This is a genomic window from Saliniferula longa, from assembly GCF_050789285.1.
Taxonomy (GTDB): Bacteria; Pseudomonadota; Alphaproteobacteria; order Rhodobacterales; family Rhodobacteraceae; genus CAVPWP01.
This window is the reverse complement of sequence record NZ_JBOUVX010000002.1, coordinates 18446-36837: the sequence shown is the minus strand read 5'-3', so window position 1 is coordinate 36837 and position 18392 is coordinate 18446. Positions and strand designations below refer to the sequence as shown.

16 protein-coding genes are annotated in these 18392 nt (G+C 66.1%); 12 read left to right on the top strand and 4 right to left on the bottom strand.

The window, feature by feature from the left end; translation table 11 throughout:
• Positions 1–5: 5 nt before the first annotated feature.
• Positions 6–1271 carry an ROK family transcriptional regulator gene (locus ACRDNQ_RS06750; protein ID WP_431827890.1) on the bottom strand — a complete coding sequence of 422 codons (1266 nt, stop codon included), beginning with the start codon at positions 1269–1271 and terminating at the stop codon, positions 6–8.
• Positions 1272–1536: 265 nt separating this feature from the next.
• On the opposite strand from ACRDNQ_RS06750, the gene ACRDNQ_RS06745 reads away from it, so the two are divergent.
• The 4 genes from ACRDNQ_RS06745 to ACRDNQ_RS06730 all read left to right on the top strand — a co-directional run bounded on the left by ACRDNQ_RS06745 (position 1537) and on the right by ACRDNQ_RS06730 (position 5105).
• Positions 1537–2499 carry a sugar ABC transporter substrate-binding protein gene (locus tag ACRDNQ_RS06745; protein ID WP_431829081.1) on the top strand — a complete coding sequence of 321 codons (963 nt, stop codon included), beginning with the start codon at positions 1537–1539 and terminating at the stop codon, positions 2497–2499.
• A 121-nt stretch (positions 2500–2620) separates the two neighbouring features.
• A complete protein-coding gene (locus ACRDNQ_RS06740; protein ID WP_431827889.1) occupies positions 2621–3694 on the top strand; it encodes an ABC transporter permease in 1074 nt (357 codons plus the stop codon).
• Positions 3694–4470 (top strand): ATP-binding cassette domain-containing protein, encoded by a 777-nt coding sequence (locus ACRDNQ_RS06735; RefSeq protein ID WP_431827888.1) that lies wholly within the window; start codon positions 3694–3696, stop codon positions 4468–4470. The genes ACRDNQ_RS06740 and ACRDNQ_RS06735 overlap by 1 nt, the downstream gene beginning before the upstream one ends.
• 2 nt (positions 4471–4472) lie before the next feature.
• Entirely contained in the window at positions 4473–5105 is a 633-nt protein-coding gene (locus tag ACRDNQ_RS06730) for a nucleoside/nucleotide kinase family protein (protein WP_431827887.1), read from the top strand.
• Between the two features lie 75 nt (positions 5106–5180).
• Here the strand turns inward: ACRDNQ_RS06730 and katG are convergent, their stop codons facing one another.
• Positions 5181–7352 carry a catalase/peroxidase HPI gene (gene katG / locus ACRDNQ_RS06725; RefSeq protein WP_431827886.1) on the bottom strand — a complete coding sequence of 724 codons (2172 nt, stop codon included), beginning with the start codon at positions 7350–7352 and terminating at the stop codon, positions 5181–5183.
• A gap of 159 nt (positions 7353–7511) precedes the next feature.
• On the opposite strand from katG, the gene ACRDNQ_RS06720 reads away from it, so the two are divergent.
• Together ACRDNQ_RS06720 and ACRDNQ_RS06715 are read left to right on the top strand one after the other, a co-directional pair.
• A complete protein-coding gene (locus ACRDNQ_RS06720) occupies positions 7512–8435 on the top strand; it encodes a hydrogen peroxide-inducible genes activator (RefSeq protein ID WP_431827885.1) in 924 nt (307 codons plus the stop codon).
• Positions 8432–9277, top strand: a complete 846-nt coding sequence (locus tag ACRDNQ_RS06715; RefSeq protein ID WP_431827884.1) for an MBL fold metallo-hydrolase — start codon at positions 8432–8434, stop codon at positions 9275–9277. The genes ACRDNQ_RS06720 and ACRDNQ_RS06715 overlap by 4 nt, the downstream gene beginning before the upstream one ends.
• Positions 9278–9280: 3 nt before the next feature.
• Here ACRDNQ_RS06715 and ACRDNQ_RS06710 read toward each other — a convergent pair whose 3' ends face one another.
• Together ACRDNQ_RS06710 and ACRDNQ_RS06705 are read right to left on the bottom strand one after the other, a co-directional pair.
• Positions 9281–10339 (bottom strand): ABC transporter ATP-binding protein, encoded by a 1059-nt coding sequence (locus ACRDNQ_RS06710; protein WP_431827883.1) that lies wholly within the window; start codon positions 10337–10339, stop codon positions 9281–9283.
• A 1-nt stretch (position 10340) separates the two neighbouring features.
• Positions 10341–11171: an IclR family transcriptional regulator gene (locus ACRDNQ_RS06705; RefSeq protein WP_431827882.1), complete on the bottom strand. Its 831-nt coding sequence runs from the start codon at positions 11169–11171 to the stop codon at positions 10341–10343.
• A 164-nt stretch (positions 11172–11335) separates the two neighbouring features.
• Between ACRDNQ_RS06705 and ACRDNQ_RS06700 the strand changes: the two genes are divergently transcribed.
• The 6 genes from ACRDNQ_RS06700 (at position 11336) to ACRDNQ_RS06675 (ending at position 18334) form a co-directional block, all read left to right on the top strand.
• The gene (locus ACRDNQ_RS06700) at positions 11336–12586 is read left to right on the top strand and encodes an ABC transporter substrate-binding protein (protein ID WP_431827881.1); all 1251 of its coding nucleotides are present in this window, start codon (positions 11336–11338) and stop codon (positions 12584–12586) included.
• Between the two features lie 103 nt (positions 12587–12689).
• Positions 12690–13619, top strand: coding sequence for a carbohydrate ABC transporter permease (locus tag ACRDNQ_RS06695; RefSeq protein WP_431827880.1), 930 nt, complete (start codon positions 12690–12692; stop codon positions 13617–13619).
• 1 nt (position 13620) lies between these two features.
• Positions 13621–14466, top strand: coding sequence for a carbohydrate ABC transporter permease (locus ACRDNQ_RS06690; protein WP_431827879.1), 846 nt, complete (start codon positions 13621–13623; stop codon positions 14464–14466).
• Positions 14463–15809: an alpha-glucosidase/alpha-galactosidase gene (melA, locus tag ACRDNQ_RS06685; RefSeq protein ID WP_431827878.1), complete on the top strand. Its 1347-nt coding sequence runs from the start codon at positions 14463–14465 to the stop codon at positions 15807–15809. Before ACRDNQ_RS06690 ends, melA begins: the two co-directional genes overlap by 4 nt.
• Before the next feature lie 46 nt (positions 15810–15855).
• Positions 15856–17562: an IlvD/Edd family dehydratase gene (locus ACRDNQ_RS06680; RefSeq protein ID WP_431827877.1), complete on the top strand. Its 1707-nt coding sequence runs from the start codon at positions 15856–15858 to the stop codon at positions 17560–17562.
• A gap of 4 nt (positions 17563–17566) precedes the next feature.
• Positions 17567–18334 (top strand): SDR family NAD(P)-dependent oxidoreductase, encoded by a 768-nt coding sequence (locus ACRDNQ_RS06675; RefSeq protein WP_431827876.1) that lies wholly within the window; start codon positions 17567–17569, stop codon positions 18332–18334.
• Positions 18335–18392 lie beyond the last annotated feature (58 nt).

Genomic DNA, 18392 nt, shown 5'->3' with positions numbered 1-18392 from the left:
CGGCCTTACGCCTCGGCCATGTGGGCCGGCGCCGAAAGGCCCGCGCCCAGACCTGTGCCAAAACCTGCGCCGGTGTTCACAAGGAAACGGTAGGACAGCGGCAGGCTGGCGGCCCCCAGGGCGCGGGCGTCCGGTCCGACGCTGCCCTCGCGCACCGAGGGTGCGGTGATCCCGGCAAGGTCGATCCGGCCAAGATGCCGGGCCACCGCGTCGACCAGATCGCGGCGCAACCCCTGCGACAGCCAGCCGTCGATCAGCACCGCTTCGAAATCGATCACCGATGAGGCGGCGGCAATGGCATGTGCCAGACCGTATGAGGCATGCTCGATCCACTGCACGAGGACCTCGGGGCCGGCCTGCCAGCCCTCGGGCGAGATCCAGAGACTTTCGGACGGCTGCCCCGCCGCGCGCATCCGCGCCTCGAGCTGCGCCAGCGACGCCAGTTCGATCAGCTGCACGACCTCCCCATCCGGCGACGGCACCGGCATCGACCCAAGTGCGCCCGCGTTTCCGCTGTGGCCGGTGAAGAGATTGTCGCGCAGCACCACCCCGCCGCCCACGAAATAGCCGACGTAGAAGTACAGGAAGTCGCCGGGCCTTTCGCCGGTTCCGAAGACAAGCTCGGCTCCGCAGGCGGCCGACGCGTCGTTCTGGAGATAGACGGGATAGCCGCAGATCATCTCGATCTCGGCGCGCACGTCGGTGTCGCGCCAGGCATCCATCGCATGCGGCGGCAGGCCGATGGCGCGCGCCCAATCCCAGATCTGAAACGGCATCGCGATTCCAAGCCCGGCGATGCGCTGGCGCGTTTCGGCGTCGATCTGATCGGTGATCTGCCCAAGCGCGTCGCGGGCGAAGCGGATCACGCCCTCCGGCGTCGGATAGCGGTAGGTCAGGTACGATCGCGAGACGACGCGTCCAAGAAAGTCGACAAGCACCAGTTCGGCGCTGCGGCGGCCGATCTTGAGTCCGAAGAAATGTGCCCCATCGGGCGACAGCGCGATCGGAACCGAGGGCTGGCCGACCTTGCCGCGCACCGGGTCGCCCTTCACCAGGAACCCGTCGGCCTCAAGCGCGCGCATGATGACCGACACGGTCTGCGCGGAAAGCCCCGACATCCGGGCGATCTGGGCCTTCGACAGCGGACCGTGCTGACGTACGAGCGTGAGCACCAGCCGTTCGTTGTGGGCGCGCAGGCCACTTTGGTTCGTCCCCCGCACGGCGGGTTCGAACCCAGTGGCCTCGCCGGTCAGAACGCCGTTCCGCTGCACCGTTTCCTCCCCGAAATGGCCCGGGCAGAATGGCTAGGCGGGCGCGGCCTGTCAATAATAAGTCAGAGTGATTTATTTATTGACAGCTGCCGGTGACTCGCGGTTACTCTGTGCCGCGAGGGCGGTGACGAAAACTGCTCCGTCCGTAACCGGCAAATGTGCCGGGACCTAACTGTTCTGGGAGGACACCATTGTGAAGACGAACCTCAAGGCGCTTGCCGCTTCGACTGCCGTTCTGTCCACGCTCGCCTTTGCGGGCTCGGCCATGGCGGCGGGTCATTCGGTCAGCGCCTGCCTGATCACCAAGACCGATACCAACCCCTTCTTCGTGAAGATGAAGGAAGGCGCCGAAGCCAAGGCCGCCGAACTGGGCATCGAACTCAAGTCCTTCGCCGGCAAGGTGGATGGCGACCACGAGACCCAGGTTCAGGCCATCGAGACCTGCATTCTCGACGGCGCGAAGGGCATCCTGATCACCGCCTCGGACACGTCGTCGATCGTGCCGGCCGTGCAGCAGGCCCGGGACGCCGGCATCCTTGTCATCGCGCTTGATACCCCGCTCGAGCCTGTCGACGCCGCCGACGCGACCTTCGCCACCGACAACTTCCTGGCCGGGCTTCTGATCGGCCAGTGGGCGAAGGCCAAGATGGGCGCCGATGCCGATAGCGCGGTGATCGCCACGCTCGACCTCAACATCAGCCAGCCCACCGTCGACGTGCTTCGCAACCAGGGCTTCCTGCAGGGCTTCGGCATCGATCTTGCCGACCCCAACGTGATCGGCGACGAAACCGATCCGCGGCTCGTCGGCAGCGACGTGACGGACGGCAACGAGGAAGGCGGGCGCCGCGCGATGGAGAACCTCCTCGCCAAGAACCCGATGATCAACCTCGTCCACACGATCAACGAGCCCGCCGCCGCCGGTGCGTACGAGGCGCTGAAGGCCATCGGCCGCGAGAACGACGTGCTGATCGTGTCCGTCGACGGCGGCTGCCCCGGCGTTCAGAACGTGGCCGACGGCGTGATCGGCGCGACGTCGCAGCAGTATCCGCTGCTGATGGCGTCCCTCGGGATCGAGGCGATCGCGAAGTGGGCCGCGGAAGGCGTGAAGCCCGAGCCGACTCCGGGCAAGGACTTCTTCGACACCGGTGTGGCGCTGGTGACCGGCCAGCCGGTCGACGGGGTCGAATCGATCTCGGTCGAAGAGGGCATGAACCTCTGCTGGGGCTGATTCCGCTCTGAGACAAGAGTCGGCGGGGCGCTCTGTGCCCCGCCGAACTGGACGGAGGCACCCTTGCGCCCCTAGAGTGCGGCGAGGCGCAGCAAGACGCATCCAAGACCGGGAGGACTTCATGTCGGACGCCCCGTCCAAGGCGCAGGACTTCGAATCCGCGCTTTCGAATGCCAGCAAGACCGTTGCCGAGTTCGACGATCACCGCAAAGGCTTCGTCCACAAGTTGCAGCACACGCTGCACATGAACCCCTCGCTCGTGCCGCTGATCGTGCTGCTTCTGTCGATCCTGGTCTTCGGCACGCTTCTCGGGACGAAGTTCTTCTCGCCCTTCGCGCTGACGCTGATCCTTCAGCAGGTTCAGATCGTGGGCATCCTTGCCGCCGCGCAGACGCTTGTCATTCTGACCAAGGGCATCGACCTGTCGGTCGGCGCGATCATGGTGTTGTCGTCGGTCGTGATGGGCCAGTTCACCTTCCGCTACGGGATGCCGGTCGAGCTGGCCATCGTCTGCGGCCTTCTCTGCGGCGCGCTCTGCGGGCTTATCAACGGCTGGCTTGTCGCCGTGATGAAGCTGCCGCCCTTCATCGTCACGTTGGGGATGTGGCAGATCGTTCTGGCCACCAACTTCCTTTACTCGAAGAACGAGACGATCCGGGCCCAGGACATCGAGGCGACCGCGCCGCTGCTTCAGTTCTTCGGAACCAAGTTCAACGTCGGCGGCGCGGTCTTCACCGTCGGCGTCGTCTTCATGGTCGCGCTGATCCTTGTGCTGGCCTATGCCCTGCGCCACACCGCCTGGGGCCGGCATGTCTATGCCGTGGGCGACGATCCGGACGCGGCCGAGCTTTCGGGCGTTCAGGTCAAGAAGGTGCTGGTGTCGGTCTATGTCCTTTCGGGCCTGATCTGCGCCTTCGCGGGCTGGGCGCTGATCGGACGGATAGGCTCGGTCTCGCCGACCTCGGGCCAGCTTGGGAACATCGAATCGATCACGGCCGTGGTGATCGGGGGCATCTCGCTGTTCGGCGGGCGGGGGTCGATCCTGGGGGCGCTGTTCGGAGCGCTGATCGTCGGGGTCTTCACGCTGGGCCTGCGCCTTCTGGGTGCGGACGCGCAGTGGACCTTCCTTCTCATCGGTCTTCTTATCATCGCGGCGGTTGCCGTGGACCAGTGGATCAGAAAGGTGTCGGTCTGATGCAACCCATTCTTCAGGGAAGGAACCTGGTCAAGCGGTATGGCCGCGTCATCGCGCTTGACCACTGCGACTTCGAACTTTTCCCGGGCGAGATCCTTGCCGTGATCGGCGACAACGGGGCGGGCAAGTCCACGCTGATCAAGGCGGTGTCGGGCGCGGTGATCCCTGACGAAGGCGAGATCTTCCTTGACGGCCAGCGCGTCAACTTCACCTCGCCGATCCACGCGCGCGACCATGGGATCGAAACGGTCTATCAGCAGCTTGCCATGTCGCCGGCGCTGTCGATCGCGGACAACATGTTCATGGGGCGCGAGTTGCGCAAACCCGGAATCATGGGGCAGGTCTTCCGCCAGCTTGACCGCGCGGCGATGGAGAAGTTCGCCCGCGAGAAGCTGAACGAGCTTGGCCTGATGACGATCCAGAACATCCGGCAGGCGGTCGAGACGCTGTCGGGCGGACAGCGGCAGGGCGTCGCGGTGGCGCGGGCGGCGGCCTTCGGGTCGAAGGTGATCATCCTTGACGAGCCGACGGCTGCTCTGGGCGTCAAGGAAAGCCGGAGGGTGCTTGAACTGATCCTCGACGTGCGTTCGCGCGGGATTCCGATCATCCTGATCAGCCACAACATGCCCCATGTCTTCGAGGTGGCGGACCGCATCCACATTCACCGTCTGGGCAAACGCCTTTGCGTGATCAAGCCGGCCGACTACACGATGAGCGATGCGGTGGCCTTCATGACCGGCGCGAAGGAACCGCCGGCCGAGCCGATCGCCGCCTGACCATGGCCGAACCGGACGAAGGGACTGTCGAGGCGTTGGCCGCGCGCATCCTCGGGCTGCCGCCTGCGCCGCTGCGGCTTCGGATCGCGGTTGCGGGGCCGCCGGGGGCAGGGAAGTCGACGCTGGCCCGCGCCCTTGTCGACCGCCTGAACCGCGATGCGGCCCGTGCCGCGCTGGTGCCGATGGACGGCTTTCATCTGGACAATGCGGTGCTCGACGCACGGGGCCTGAGGGCGCGGAAGGGCGCGCCCGAAACCTTCGACGGGCTGGGTGTCCTGCGCATGATCGAACGCCTGGGGCAGGACCCCGAAGTGGTGATCCCCGGCTTCGACCGGGCCCGTGACATCGCCATCGCCGGGGCGGCGGTGGTCGAACCCGGGCACCGGATCGCGGTGGTCGAGGGCAATTACCTGCTGCTCGACGACGACCCCTGGCGCCGGCTTCACCCGCTCTGGGACCTGTCCGTGATGTTGTCGCCGCCGGTCGATGTGCTGCGGCAGCGCCTGATCGACCGCTGGCTGGCCTATGGGCACGATCCGGCCGCCGCCGAGGCGCGGGCCCTTGGCAACGACATTCCGAACGCGCTGCGGGTGGTCGAGGGAAGCCTGCCGGCCGATCTTGTCCTTCGGGACTGACGGCAGGCAGCTAAGGGCGCCGAAAGCGGCGAAGGGCGCCCGGGCCGGGTATCCCGCCCGGGCGCATAGGTCACATCAGGCGATGTCGAAGCGGTCGGCGTTCATCACCTTGGTCCAGGCCGCGACGAAGTCGTCGACGAACTTCCCGGCGCCGTCGTCCTGGGCATAGACCTCGGCATAGGCGCGCAGGATGGCGTTCGACCCGAAGACAAGGTCGGCGCGCGTGGCCGTCCACTTCACCGCGCCAGTCTTGCGGTTCTGGATCTCGTAAAGGTTCGTGCCTTTCGGAACCCATTTCCACGCCATGTCGGTCAGGTTGACGAAGAAGTCGGTCGTCAGCGCCCCCTCGCGGTCGGTGAAGACGCCGTGCTTGGTGCCGCCGTGGTTGGCGCCCATCGCCCGCAGGCCGCCGACAAGGCAGGTCATCTCGGGGCCGGTCAGGCCCATGAGCTGCGCCCGGTCGAGCATCAGTTCCTCGGCGGCGACGACGTAGTCCTTCTTCATCCAGTTGCGGAAGCCATCAGCCAGCGGTTCGAGAACCTTGAAGCTGTCGGCGTCGGTCATCGCGTCGGTCGCATCGCCGCGTCCGGGCGTGAAGGGAACCGTCACGTCGAAGCTCGCCGCCTTCGCGGCCGCTTCGACCCCGACGTTGCCGGCCAGCACGATCACGTCGGCGACGCTGGCGCCGTGCTTCGCCGCGATCGGTTCCAGCACCGAAAGGACACGGGCAAGACGCGCCGGTTCGTTGCCCTCCCAGTCCTTCTGCGGGGCAAGGCGGATACGGGCGCCGTTCGCGCCGCCGCGCAGGTCGGACTGGCGGAAGGTGCGGGCGCTGTCCCAGGCGGTCGCGACCATGTCGGCGACGCTGAGACCGCTTGCGGCGATGGCGGCCTTCACCGCGGCTACGTCATAGCCGGTGGTGCCGGCCGGAACCGGGTCCTGCCAGATCAGGTCTTCGGCCGGTGCGTCCGGCCCGATGTAGCGGCTGCGCGGGCCGAGGTCGCGGTGCGTCAGCTTGAACCAGGCGCGCGCGAAGGTGTCCGAGAAGTAGTCCGGATCGGCCATGAACCTCTCACAGATGGCGCGATAGCTCGGGTCCATCTTCATCGCCATGTCGGCGTCGGTCATCATCGGCATGACGCGCTTTTTCGCGTCGGTCGGATCGACCGGCATGTCCTCTTCGCGGATGTCGATCGGGCGCCACTGGTTCGCGCCGGCGGGCGATTTCGTCAGCTCCCATTCATAGCCGAAGAGCAGCTTGAAATAGCCCATGTCCCACTTCGTGGGGTGCGTGGTCCAGGCCCCCTCGATGCCCGAGGTGATGGCGTTCGTGGCCTTGCCGCCCAGGTTGGGGTTGATCCAGCCAAGACCCTGGTTCTCGATCCCGGCAGCTTCGGGTTCGGCGCCAAGCGTGCCCGCGTCGCCGTTGCCGTGCGCCTTGCCCACGGTGTGGCCGCCGCAGGTCAGCGCCGCGGTCTCTTCGTCGTCCATCGCCATGCGGGCGAAGGTCTCGCGCACCTGCGCGGCGGTCTTGATCGGGTCGGGCTGGCCGTTCACGCCTTCGGGGTTCACGTAGATCAGGCCCATCTGGACGGCGGCCAGCGGGTTCTCCATCGTGTCGGGCTTCAGCACGTCCTCATAGCGGCTGTCGGACGGGGCCAGCCATTCGCGCTCGGCGCCCCAATAGACGTCCTTCTCGGGGTGCCAGATGTCCTCGCGGCCGAAGGAGAAGCCGTAGGTCTTCAGCCCCATCGATTCATAGGCGATGTTGCCGGCCAGAAGGATGAGGTCGGCCCAGCTGATCTTGTTGCCGTATTTCTTCTTGATCGGCCACAGCAGCCGGCGGGCCTTGTCGAGGTTGCCGTTGTCGGGCCACGAGTTCAGCGGCGCGAAGCGGATGTTGCCCGCCCCCCCGCCGCCGCGGCCGTCGGCCAGCCGGTACGAGCCCGCGGAGTGCCATGCCAGGCGGATCATCAGGCCGCCGTAGTGGCCCCAGTCGGCCGGCCACCAGTCCTGGCTGTCTGTCATCAGCGCGGTGAGGTCGCGCTTGAGCGCCTCGAAGTCGAGCGTCTTGACGGCTTCACGATAGTCGAACCCGGTCAGCGGGTTCGCCTTGCTGTCGTGCTGGTGCAGGATGTCGAGGTTCAGCGCGTTCGGCCACCACTCCATCACGTCCTTGCCGACTTCGGTATTGCCGCCATGCATTACCGGGCACTTGCCCGTGCTCGGGCTGTCGTTTCCGTCCATCTCTCTCTCCGATCGTGGCTGCGTCGTTATCAACGGCTGCGGAAAAGGGCGCCCGATTCGCCAAGGCGGGGGCACCCACAAGCATCGCCGCCCCGGCTATACCAAAGATGCGATATCAGTTTAAGTTGTATTTTCTGATCGCGGTGATAAGAAAAAATTATGAACAGCCTCACCCTTCGCCAGTTGCGTTACGTCGAGGCGCTGGCACGGCACGGCCACTTTGGCCGCGCGGCCGAGACATGCGCGATTTCGCAGCCCGCCTTGTCGATGCAGATCAAGGAGTTGGAAGATACGCTCGGCACCCCGCTTTTCGAGCGCGGCGCGCGGCAGGTGCGCCTGACCGGTCTGGGCGAAGAGTTCGCCGCCCGCGCCCGCGATATCCTGCGTTCGGTCGACGAGCTCGAGGATCTGGCGCGGGCGGCCCGCGACCGTTTGGCGGGACGGCTGCGGATCGGGGTGATTCCAACCATCGCGCCCTACCTTCTGCCGACCCTGATCGGCCGCCTGACTGAACGCCATGGCGAGCTTGACCTTCATGTGCGCGAGACGGTGACGCCGAAGCTTCTTCTGGAACTGGCCGAAGGGCGGCTTGATACCGCGATCGTGGCGCTTCCTGTTTCAGAGCCCTCGCTGACCGAAGTCGAGCTGTTCAGCGAAGCCTTCGTCCTGGTCCGCCCGGGCGAGGACGCGGGCAAGCCCGTCCCGGGGCCGGAGTCGCTGCGCGAGATGCGGCTTCTGCTTCTGGAAGAGGGCCATTGCTTCCGCGATCAGGCGCTGTCGTTTTGCAACATGCAGCCCGCCCCCCCGCGCGAGATCCTCGACGGAAGTTCGTTGTCCACGCTTGTGCAGATGGTGGGCGCCGGCATCGGGGTGACGCTTCTTCCCGAGATGGCGGTGCCTGTCGAAACCCGGTCGGCGTCGGTCGCGGTCGCCCAGTTCGGCGCACCCCGGCCCTCGCGGACGATCGGCATGGTCTGGCGCCGGTCCAGCCCGCTGACCAAGCAGCTTCTCGAAATCGCCGAGATCGTGCGCGAGACGGCCGACGGGCTGCGAACCGGCCGCGAAACGGAGGGCGGACCGTGAACCGCATCGTGCTTCTGGGCGTGAAAGGGGGGCCGGCGATCCGCCAGGGCGGCGCCATGCCGACCGCGACGCTGGTCGAACTGGACGGGCGGCGGATCCTCGTCGATTGCGGCATCGGCGCGACCCGGTCGCTGGTCGAGGCCGGCGTGGACCTGCGGACACTGGATCTGGTGCTGATCACGCATCTGCATTCCGACCATGTCCTTGAGCTTGGGCCACTTCTGCACACGGCCTGGACCACCGGCCTTGCACGCCCGATCCGCGTTCTCGGGCCGGCGGGGATTGACGGCTACTGGCAGGGGTTTCTCGCGTCGATGGCCGTCGACACTGCGATCCGGGTCGAGGACGAGGGGCGCAGACCCCTGACCGATCTGGTCGACCTTTCGATCCTTGCCGAGGGCGAGGTTCTGAACGAACCGGGACTGACCCTGCGCGCCCTCGAGGTGCCGCACCCGCCCATCGCGCCCTGTTACGCGTTGCGGATCGACGGCAGCCGGTCGGTCGTCCTGTCGGGTGATACCGCGCATCACCCGCCGCTTGCCGCGTTCGCGCAGGGGGCGGATGTGCTGGTGCACGAGGCGATGTTGCCCGAGGGCGTGGAAGAGATCGTGCGCAAGACCGGGCTGGGCGACCGCCTGCGTGCGCACCTACATGCCGCCCACACCACCGCCGACCACGCCGCACGGATCGCGCGGGGGGCGGGCGTCGGGCGACTTGTCCTCAACCACCTTATCCCGGTGGATGATCCCCGCTTCACCGAGGCCGACTGGTTGGCACGCTGCGCCGGGGTCTGGAACGGGCCGGTGACCGTCGGCCGCGACGGGCTCGAAATCGCGCTGTGATCGCTATCTGATCCGCAGCCCGCTTTCGGCATCGAAAAGGAACGCCCTGGCCGGATCGAAGGCAACGCCCACCCGCGCGCCCTCGCGCGAGCGTTCGTCGCCGCGTTCCTCGACGATCAGGCGCTCTCCCGTCGCGCAAGAAAGATAGGCATAGGACACGCCGCCCAGCGCCTCGGTCAGCTCGACCACATGGGTATCGCCCGAGGGATCGACGGTCAGATGCTCGGGCCTGAGGCCAAGCGTGATCGCGCGTCCCGAAGCCGGAAGGGTCGCCGAAGTCGGGACCTCGCGCTTAAGTCCCGGCACCTCGACCGCGCCCTTTCGGGCCGTCGCGGCAAGGAAGTTCATCGAGGGCGAGCCGATGAAGCCCGCCACGAAGCGGTTGTCGGGGTCGCGGTAAAGGTCAAGCGGCGCGCCCACCTGTTCGATGCGGCCCGCGCGCAGCACCACGATCTTGTCGGCCAGCGTCATCGCCTCGACCTGGTCGTGGGTGACATAGATCATCGTCGCGCCGATTTCCTTGTGCAGGCGCGCGATCTCGACCCGCATCTCGACCCGTAGTTCCGCGTCGAGGTTCGACAGCGGCTCGTCGAACAGGAACACCTCGGGCCCGCGCACGATGGCCCGGCCGATGGCCACACGCTGGCGCTGCCCGCCCGACAGCGCCTTGGGCTTGCGCTTGAGATAGTCGTCCAACTTGAGGATCTTCGACGCCTCGCCGACCTTGCGCGCGATGTCCGCCTTGGGATGGCCGGTCATGCGCAGGCCGAAGCCCATGTTTTCCTCGACCGTCATGTGCGGGTAAAGCGCGTAGGTCTGGAACACCATCGCTACCCCGCGTTCGGAGGGGTCTTCCCGTGTCACGTCCCGTTCGCCGATCGAGATGCGGCCCTCGGTCGTCTCCTCGAGGCCCGCGACCATGCGAAGAAGCGTCGACTTCCCGCAGCCCGAGGGACCCACGAAGACAACGAACTCGCCGTGCTCGATCGACAGATTCACACCATGGATCACCTGTACGTCGCCGTAGCGCTTGATCACGCGTTCAAGGGTCACTCCGGACATGTCATGCGGTCCTTGTTCTTGGTTCGGTTTCTTCGGGAAAATGCCAGGTATCGGCCTCGGCCGAGATCGCCTGCGCCGTCCGGCGGATGCGCGGCACCAGCGCCTCGATGTCGGACAGCGAGCGCCGCGCGGTCGAGGTGGTCACCGACAGGCCACCCAGCACGCGGCCGGTGTGCGACAGGATCGGCAACGCCACGCAGATGATGCCGGGTTCGTGCTCCTCACGGTCGTAAGCGAAGCCGCGCGCGCGGATCGCCAGCAGTTCGGCCCGCAGTTGGGCCTCGGTCGTCATGGTCGATGGCGTGAATCGGTGAAACGACTGCTGCGGGATCACCCGGGCAAGCGCATCCTCGTCCAGCCACGCCATCATCGCCTTGCCGACCCCGGTGCAATAGGCCGGTCCGACCTTGCCGGCCTGGCTGAACATGGCGACCGGACGTTCGGGATCGCGCTTGTCGACGTACAGCACCTGCGCGTGGTCCAGTTGCGCCAGGTGCACCGTCTCGCCCACCTCTGCCGCCAGCCTGTCGATATGCGGACGAGCCAGCGGGGCAAGCGACGACTGCTGCCAGGCGGCATGGGCCAGGCGCACCAGCCGCACGCCAAGCGCATAGGTGTGCCGGTCGGGATCGAAGGTCAGCATCCCCTGGTTCGTCAGCGTCTGTACAAAACGATAGAGCGTGGCCTTGGGGAAGCGAGAGCCCGCCTGCAATTCGGCGAAGCGGACCGGGCGGCCGAAAGCGGCGATCTGGTCGAGGACGTCAAGCGCCTTGCCGACGGTGCCGTCGCCCGATGCGGGCGCAGAGCCGGTTCCCGAACCTGCTGCGGCCATGTCCCCTTCCCTCCCCCGTCCGGGCCCGTCCGGGCGACCTTTTTGGCGGCGCCTCACCGGACTGTTGACAAGCATAGGCGAGTCGCGGTTATGATTTCAATATACAAAACCGAGTTTCGAATAATGAAACTCAACATAGTGGAACTGACCTAGGGAGGACCAGCATGTTCCAGATCACCCGGCGCGCCGCCTTGGCGCTTTCCGTCGCCGTGCTTGCCACGGGGGCGGCGCATGCGCAGCAGCGCGTCCTGAAATACAACGCCGACTACGATCCGATCCCGCTTGCCGCGATGGAAGCGCTAATCGCCGATTTCGAGGCCGCAAACCCCGATATCGACGTGCAGCTCAACAACTTCGATCACGAAGGCTACAAGACGGCGATCCGCAACTTCCTGACTGCCGACGCGCCGGACCTTGCCAACTGGTACGCCGGCAACCGTATGGCGCCCTTCGTCAGTGCGGGGCAGTTCATGGATGTCTCGGATGTCTGGGCCGAAAACGGCCTGGCCGACAGCCTGTCGGCCTCGCTGCCCTCGATGACCATCGACGGCAAGCAGTGGGGGATCCCCTACACCTACTACCAGTGGGGCATCTACTATAACCGTGACGCCTATGCCGCCGCGGGCGTGGACGTTCCCGGCCCCGAAGGCGTGACCTGGGCGCAATTCCTCGAGAACTGCGAAAAGTTCAAGGCTGCCGGCATCGACTGCATCACCACTGGCACCAAGGCGCTCTGGCCGGGGGCCGGCATCTTCGACTACCTGTCGCTGCGCACGAACGGCTACGACTGGCACATGCAACTGACCGCGGGCGAGATCCCCTGGACCGACGACAGCGTGCGCGCGGTCTTCGCCGAGTTCGCCAAGATCCAGCCCTACATCACCGAAAACCACGCCGCGATCGACTGGCAGGACGCGGCGGCGATCCTCGTGCAGGGCAAGGCCGCCCATTACGTGATGGGCAACTTCGCCGTGGGCGTCTTCAAGGAAGGCGGCATGACGAACGACAACCTCGGCTTCATGGTCTTCCCGGAAATCACGCCGGGCATCGCGCGGGCCGAAGAGGCGCCGACCGACACGATCCACATCCCGGCGGGCGCACAGAACGTCGAGGACGCCAAGTTGTTCCTCGCCTTCATGGCTTCGCCCGAGGCGCAGACCAAGTGGAACGCGGCCGTGGGCCAGTTGCCGACGAACAAGAACGCAAGCGTCAACGCCGACGATCCGTTCCTTGTCGCCGGGTTCGAGATGTTGTCGACCGCCGATGGTGGCATCGCGCAGTTCTTCGACCGCGACGCGCCGGCCGAAATGGCGAAGGTCGGCATGGAGGGCTTCCAGCAGTTCATGGTTCAGCCCGAGCAGCTTGACGCCATCCTCGAGCGGCTCGAGCAGGCCCGTCAGCGCATCTACAACTGACGCACAATGCGGCGGCCGGGGTCAAACCGGCCGCCGTTTCCGCAAGGACACGACCACGGGCAGAGGCCGGACGCGCCCGCCCGCCGCACCGGGAGGCCCGCGCATGGCGATCGTCGAACCCGCCGTTCCCGCCCGCCGTCAAGGATCGGGCTGGTGGCGCAGAAACCAGCAGCGTCTGACGCCCTGGCTTTTCCTGGCGCCCGGTCTTCTGATGTTCACCATCTACGTGCTCTGGCCGATCTTCCAAAGCTTCGTGATCTCGTTCTACGACTGGGACGGGCTGGGTCAGAGGGAATGGATCGGCTGGGCCAACTACCAGGAACTCCGGACCGATCCGGCCTTCACCGTTTCGCTGAACAACAACGTCATCTGGCTGGTGCTGTACCTGCTGGCGGTGCCCATGGGGCTTTTCATCGCCATCTTCCTGAACCAGACGGTCTGGGGGATCCGGCTTTACAAATCGCTCTTCTTCTTCCCCTTCGTCATCAGTCAGGTCGTCGTGGGCCTGATGTTCTCGTGGTTCTACGCGCCGAACTTCGGGCTGTTCTACAAGCTCATCGAATGGATGACGGGCGACGGGGTCGCCGTGCTGGCCGATCCTGACCTTGTGACCTACGGAATCATCGCCGCCGGCCTCTGGCCGCAGACGGCCTATTGCATGATCCTGTATCTGACCGGCCTGAATAACGTCTCCGCCGACCAGGTCGAGGCCGCCCGCCTTGACGGCGCGAAGGGCTGGCGGATGCTTTGGCACGTGATCCTGCCGCAACTGCGCCCGGCCACCTTCATCGCCTTCGTGGTGACGATCATCGGTGCTCTGCGCAGCTTCGACCTTGTCTCGATCATGACCGACGGTGGTCCGTTCGGATCGTCCCGGGTGCTGAGCTTCTACATGTACGAACAGGCGCTGTCGGAATACGGCTATCGCATGGGCTACGGCGCGGCGATCGCGGTGGTCCTGTTCCTGATCATGATGGTCTTCATCACCGGCTTCATCTGGAAGATGGTCCGCGACGAGAGGGAGGGATACTGAGATGTTTCCCCGTCCGATCCAGCAGGTCTCGGCCTCCTCCCGCATTGCCTACCAGGTGGCGCTGCCCATCGTCCTGATCCTGTGGCTTCTGCCTCTGATCGGGGTGGCGATCACATCGGTCCGCCCCGGTGCGGACCTGGCCCAGGGCAACTATTTCGGGATGCCGTCGGCGATCGCCTTTCACAACTACGCCGACGTCTTCCGCAACTCGCCGATCGGGCGCTACATGTTGAACTCGTTCATCGTGACGATCCCCACGGTGATCGGCGCGGTCGCGCTGTCGTGCATGACGGGCTTCGCGCTGGGGATCTATCGGTTCCGGTCGAACCTGCTGGTGTTCTTCATGTTCGTGGCGGGCAATTTCGTGCCTTTCCAGATCCTGATGGTGCCCGTGCGCGAGCTTTCGGTGAGCCTCGGGATCTACAACACCTATTCGGCGCTGATCCTCTTTCATGTCGCCTTCCAGACCGGGTTCTGCACCCTTTTCATGCGCAACTTCATCCGCGCGCTGCCCTATGAACTGATCGAGGCCGCCCGCGTCGAAGGCGTCGCGGAATGGCGGATCTTCTGGTTCATCGTGCTGCCGCTCATGCGGCCGGCGATCGCGGCGCTGTCGGTGCTGGTCTTCACCTTCATCTGGAACGATTTCTTCTGGGCGACGGTGCTGACGTCGACACCGCAGACCCAGCCGATCACGGCGGGCCTGTCGTCGCTGAACGGCCAGTGGATCGCGCAGTGGCACCTCGTGTCGGCAGGCTCGATCCTGGCCGCGCTTCCCCCTGTCGCGATGTTCTTCCTGATGCAGAAGCACTTCATCGCCGGCCTCACGCTTGGAGCCGTGAAATGACCGTCAAGCTCACCTTCGTCGGCGCGGGATCGACGATCTTCATGCGCAATATCGTGGGCGACATGCTGCATTTCGACTCCCTGCGCGACGCGACCGTGGCGCTGATGGACATCGACGAAGGGCGACTGGCCGAATCCGAGCTTGTGGCCAGGAAGATGATCGCCGCGATGGGCACGGGCGCCCGGGTCGAGACCTACACCGACCGGCGCCGCGCGCTTGAGGGCGCCGACTTCGTCGTGACCGCCTTCCAGATCGGCGGCTATCGCCCCTGCACGGTCACCGACTTCGAGATCCCCAAGGCCTATGGTCTGCGCCAGACCATTGCCGACACGCTGGGCGTCGGCGGCATCATGCGCGGCCTGCGCACCGTGCCGCACCTGTGGAAGGTGGCCGAGGACATGGCGGCCGTCTGCCCCGGCGCGCTGATGCTTCAATACGTCAACCCCATGGCGATCAACACTTGGGCGCTGGCCGAGCGCTTTCCGCATGTGCGGCAGGTGGGGCTATGCCATTCGGTGCAGAACACGGTCGAGGAACTGGCCCACGACCTTGACCTCGCGCCCGCCGATATCCGGTTCAAGGTGGCCGGCGTGAACCACGTGGCCTTCTTCCTGCGGCTCGAGGACCAGACCGGCAAAAGCCTCTATCCCCGCCTGCACGAGGGCTACCGCGCCGGCCGCTTGCCGAAGCCGCCGCTGCACATGACGCGCTGCCCCAACCGGGTCCGCTACGAGGTCATGGAGCATCTGGGCTATTTCTGCACCGAAAGTTCCGAGCATCTGGCCGAATACGTCCCCTGGTTCATCAAGGAGGGGCGCGACGACCTGATCCGGTCCTTCGGCATCCCGCTCGACGAATACCCCAAGCGCTGCGAGGAACAGATCGCCGGCTGGAAAGCCCAGGCCGAGGCGCTCAAGTCCGCCGCGACGCTCGAGGTGCGCAAGTCCCACGAGTTCGCCGCCGACATGATGAACGCGATCGTGACCGATACGCCGTATGTGGCCTATGGAAACCTGCCCAACACCGGGCAGATCCCGCAGCTGCCCGCAGGCGCCGCGGTCGAGGTGCCTTGCCTTGTCGACAAGAACGGCGTGCAGCCCTCGGTCGTCGCTGACATCCCGCCGCAGCTCGTCGCGCTGATGCGCAGCCAGATCAACGTGCAGGAACTCACCGTGCGCGCGCTGCTCGACGAGAACATCGAACATGTCTACCACGCCGCCATGATGGATCCCCACACCGCCGCCGAGCTCGACCTGCGGCAGATCCGCGGCCTTGTCGACGACCTGCTCGCCGCCCACGTCGACTGGCTGCCGGACTGGGCGCGCCCGCGCCGCGCGGCGTGATGTTCTTCTCTTTCCAAATACTCCCGCCGGAGGCGGACATTCCCCGATGACGAAACGCAGATCCTCGAACTGGTACGGCAAGCTCGACAAGGACGGCTTCATCCACCGCTCGTGGATGAAGAACCAGGGTTTTCCCGATCACGTCTTCGACGGCCGCCCGATCATCGGGATCTGCAACACCTGGTCGGAACTCAACCCCTGCAACCATGGGCTGCGCGACCTCGCCGAGGCGGTCAAGCGCGGGGTCTGGGAAATGGGGGGCTTCCCGGTGGAATTCCCCGTCTCGTCCACCGGCGAGACCCAGATGAAGCCGACCGCCATGCTGTTCCGCAACCTTCTGGCGATGGATGTCGAAGAGGCGATCCGCGCCTACGGGATCGACGGCGTCGTGCTTCTGGGCGGTTGCGACAAGACCACGCCGGGGCAGCTCATGGGCGCGGCCTCGGTCGATCTGCCGACCATCGTCGTCTCGTCCGGGCCGATGCTGAATGGCAAGTACCGGGGTCGCGACATCGGCTCGGGCACCGACGTCTGGAAGTTCTCGGAAGCGGTTCGCGCGGGCGAGATGACGCTGAAGGACTTCATGGCGGCCGAAAGCGGCATGTCGCGCTCGGCCGGGGTCTGCATGACGATGGGCACGGCCTCGACGATGTCGAGCCTTGTCGAGGCGATGGGCATGTGCCTGCCCACCAACGGCACGCTTCCCGCCGTCGACGCCCGCCGCAAGGCGCTGGCGCACATGACCGGGCGGCGGATCGTCGAGATGGTCGAAGAGGACCTGCGCCTGTCGAAGGTCGTGACGCGCGGCGCGCTGGAAAACGCGATCCTCGCCAATGCGGCCGTGGGCGGATCGACCAACGCGGTCGTCCATATCCTTGCGCTGGCGGGCCGGGTCGGCGTCGACCTGACGCTTCAGGACTTCGAGATCGGGTCCAGGATCCCGCTGCTGGTGAACTGCATGCCCTCGGGCAAGTACCTGATGGAGGACTTCTGCTATGCCGGCGGCATTCCCGCCGTGCTGAAGGAGCTTTCGGGCCACTTGCGCAAGGCCACCACGGTCATGGGCGGCGACATCTCGGCCTATGCGGACGGGGCCGAGGTCTTCGACCGCGACGTGATCTATCCCTTCGACGCGCCGCTGAAGCCGGCCGCGGGCCTTCGGGTTCTGACCGGCAACCTTGCTCCCGACGGGGCCATCGTGAAGCCCTCGGCCGCGACCGACGCGCTGCTCGAGCACGAGGCCGAGGCCTTCGTCTTCGAGACCATCGAGGACTTGAAGGCCAATATCGACCGCGACGACCTGCCGGTGACGGCCGACACGATCCTTGTCCTGAAGGGGTGCGGGCCCAAGGGCTATCCCGGCATGGCCGAAGTGGGCAACATGCCGATCCCCGCGAAGCTGGTGCGCGAGGGCGTGCGCGACATGGTGCGGGTGTCGGACGCGCGCATGTCCGGCACGGCCTTCGGCACCGTGATCCTTCACGTCGCCCCCGAGTCGCAGGCCGGCGGCCCGCTCGCGCTGGTGAAGACCGGCGACCGCATCCGGGTTTCGGCCTCGAAGGGCGAGCTGACGCTTCTGGTGGACGAGGCCGAGCTCGCCGCGCGCCGCGCGGCCTGGCAGCCCGATCCGCCGGCGTTCACGCGCGGCTACGGCAAGCTTTACGTCGACCACGTGACCCAGGCCAACACGGGGGCCGACCTCGACTTCCTGGTCGGAAAGGACACGCGCATTCCCTGGAGAGAAAGCCACTAGCCCGATGACACTTCCGATCTTTCCAGACCTTCAGGGTGTTTCCGTCTTCATCACCGGGGGCGGATCCGGCATCGGCGCGGCGCTGACCGACGGGTTCATGGGCCAGGGTGCGAGGGTGGCCTTCGTCCAGCGCTCGGACGCCACGGCCTTCTGTGACGCCATGGAGCAGAAGCACGGCGTCCGGCCGCATTACCAAAGCTGCGACATCACCGACATCGCCCGTCTGAAGGCCTGCATAGCCACCGCCGCCGAAGCGCAGGGAACGATCCGCGTGCTGGTCAACAACGCGGCCAACGACAAGCGCCACGATCCGCTGGAGGTCGACGAGGCCTTCTGGGACTGGTCCATCGCCATCAACCTCAAGGCCTACTTCTTCGCCGCGCAGGCGGTGATCCCGGGGATGCAGGCCGTGGGCGGTGGGTCGATCGTGAACTTCACCTCGATCAGCTACATGATGGGGAACGCGGGCTACCCGGTCTATACGACGGCGAATTCGGGCATCAACGGCCTGACCCGCAGCCTTGCGCGCGAGTACGGGCCCGACCGCATTCGCGTCAACGCACTGGCGCCCGGCTGGGTGCTGACCCAGAAGCAGAAGGATCTCTGGGTCACCGAGGAAGGGCTGGCCGGGCATCTGGATCGCCAATGCCTGAAGGATGCGCTTGAACCCGAGGATATCGTGGGCGGCTGCCTGTTCCTTGCCTCGAACGCCTCGAAGGCGATGACGGGTCAGGCCTTGGTGATCGACGGCGGCGTGGTGGTGACGGGGTGAGCGGCGAGACCGAATACGCCGACTGGATCGCAGTCGACTGGGGCACATCGCACCTGCG

Bases quoted from the DNA above. Each gene is read 5' to 3' on its own strand.
- ACRDNQ_RS06745 (WP_431829081.1), top strand. From the start codon at position 1,537: ATGGCGGCGGGTCATTCGGTCAGCGCCTGCCTGATCACCAAGACCGAT.
- ACRDNQ_RS06740 (WP_431827889.1), top strand. From the start codon at position 2,621: ATGTCGGACGCCCCGTCCAAGGCGCAGGACTTCGAATCCGCGCTTTCG.
- ACRDNQ_RS06735 (WP_431827888.1), top strand. From the start codon at position 3,694: ATGCAACCCATTCTTCAGGGAAGGAACCTGGTCAAGCGGTATGGCCGC.
- ACRDNQ_RS06730 (WP_431827887.1), top strand. From the start codon at position 4,473: ATGGCCGAACCGGACGAAGGGACTGTCGAGGCGTTGGCCGCGCGCATC.
- katG (WP_431827886.1), bottom strand. From the start codon at position 7,352: ATGGACGGAAACGACAGCCCGAGCACGGGCAAGTGCCCGGTAATGCAT.
- ACRDNQ_RS06720 (WP_431827885.1), top strand. From the start codon at position 7,512: ATGAACAGCCTCACCCTTCGCCAGTTGCGTTACGTCGAGGCGCTGGCA.
- ACRDNQ_RS06710 (WP_431827883.1), bottom strand. From the start codon at position 10,339: ATGTCCGGAGTGACCCTTGAACGCGTGATCAAGCGCTACGGCGACGTA.
- ACRDNQ_RS06705 (WP_431827882.1), bottom strand. From the start codon at position 11,171: ATGGCCGCAGCAGGTTCGGGAACCGGCTCTGCGCCCGCATCGGGCGAC.
- ACRDNQ_RS06700 (WP_431827881.1), top strand. From the start codon at position 11,336: ATGTTCCAGATCACCCGGCGCGCCGCCTTGGCGCTTTCCGTCGCCGTG.
- ACRDNQ_RS06695 (WP_431827880.1), top strand. From the start codon at position 12,690: ATGGCGATCGTCGAACCCGCCGTTCCCGCCCGCCGTCAAGGATCGGGC.
- ACRDNQ_RS06690 (WP_431827879.1), top strand. From the start codon at position 13,621: ATGTTTCCCCGTCCGATCCAGCAGGTCTCGGCCTCCTCCCGCATTGCC.
- melA (WP_431827878.1), top strand. From the start codon at position 14,463: ATGACCGTCAAGCTCACCTTCGTCGGCGCGGGATCGACGATCTTCATG.
- ACRDNQ_RS06680 (WP_431827877.1), top strand. From the start codon at position 15,856: ATGACGAAACGCAGATCCTCGAACTGGTACGGCAAGCTCGACAAGGAC.
- ACRDNQ_RS06675 (WP_431827876.1), top strand. From the start codon at position 17,567: ATGACACTTCCGATCTTTCCAGACCTTCAGGGTGTTTCCGTCTTCATC.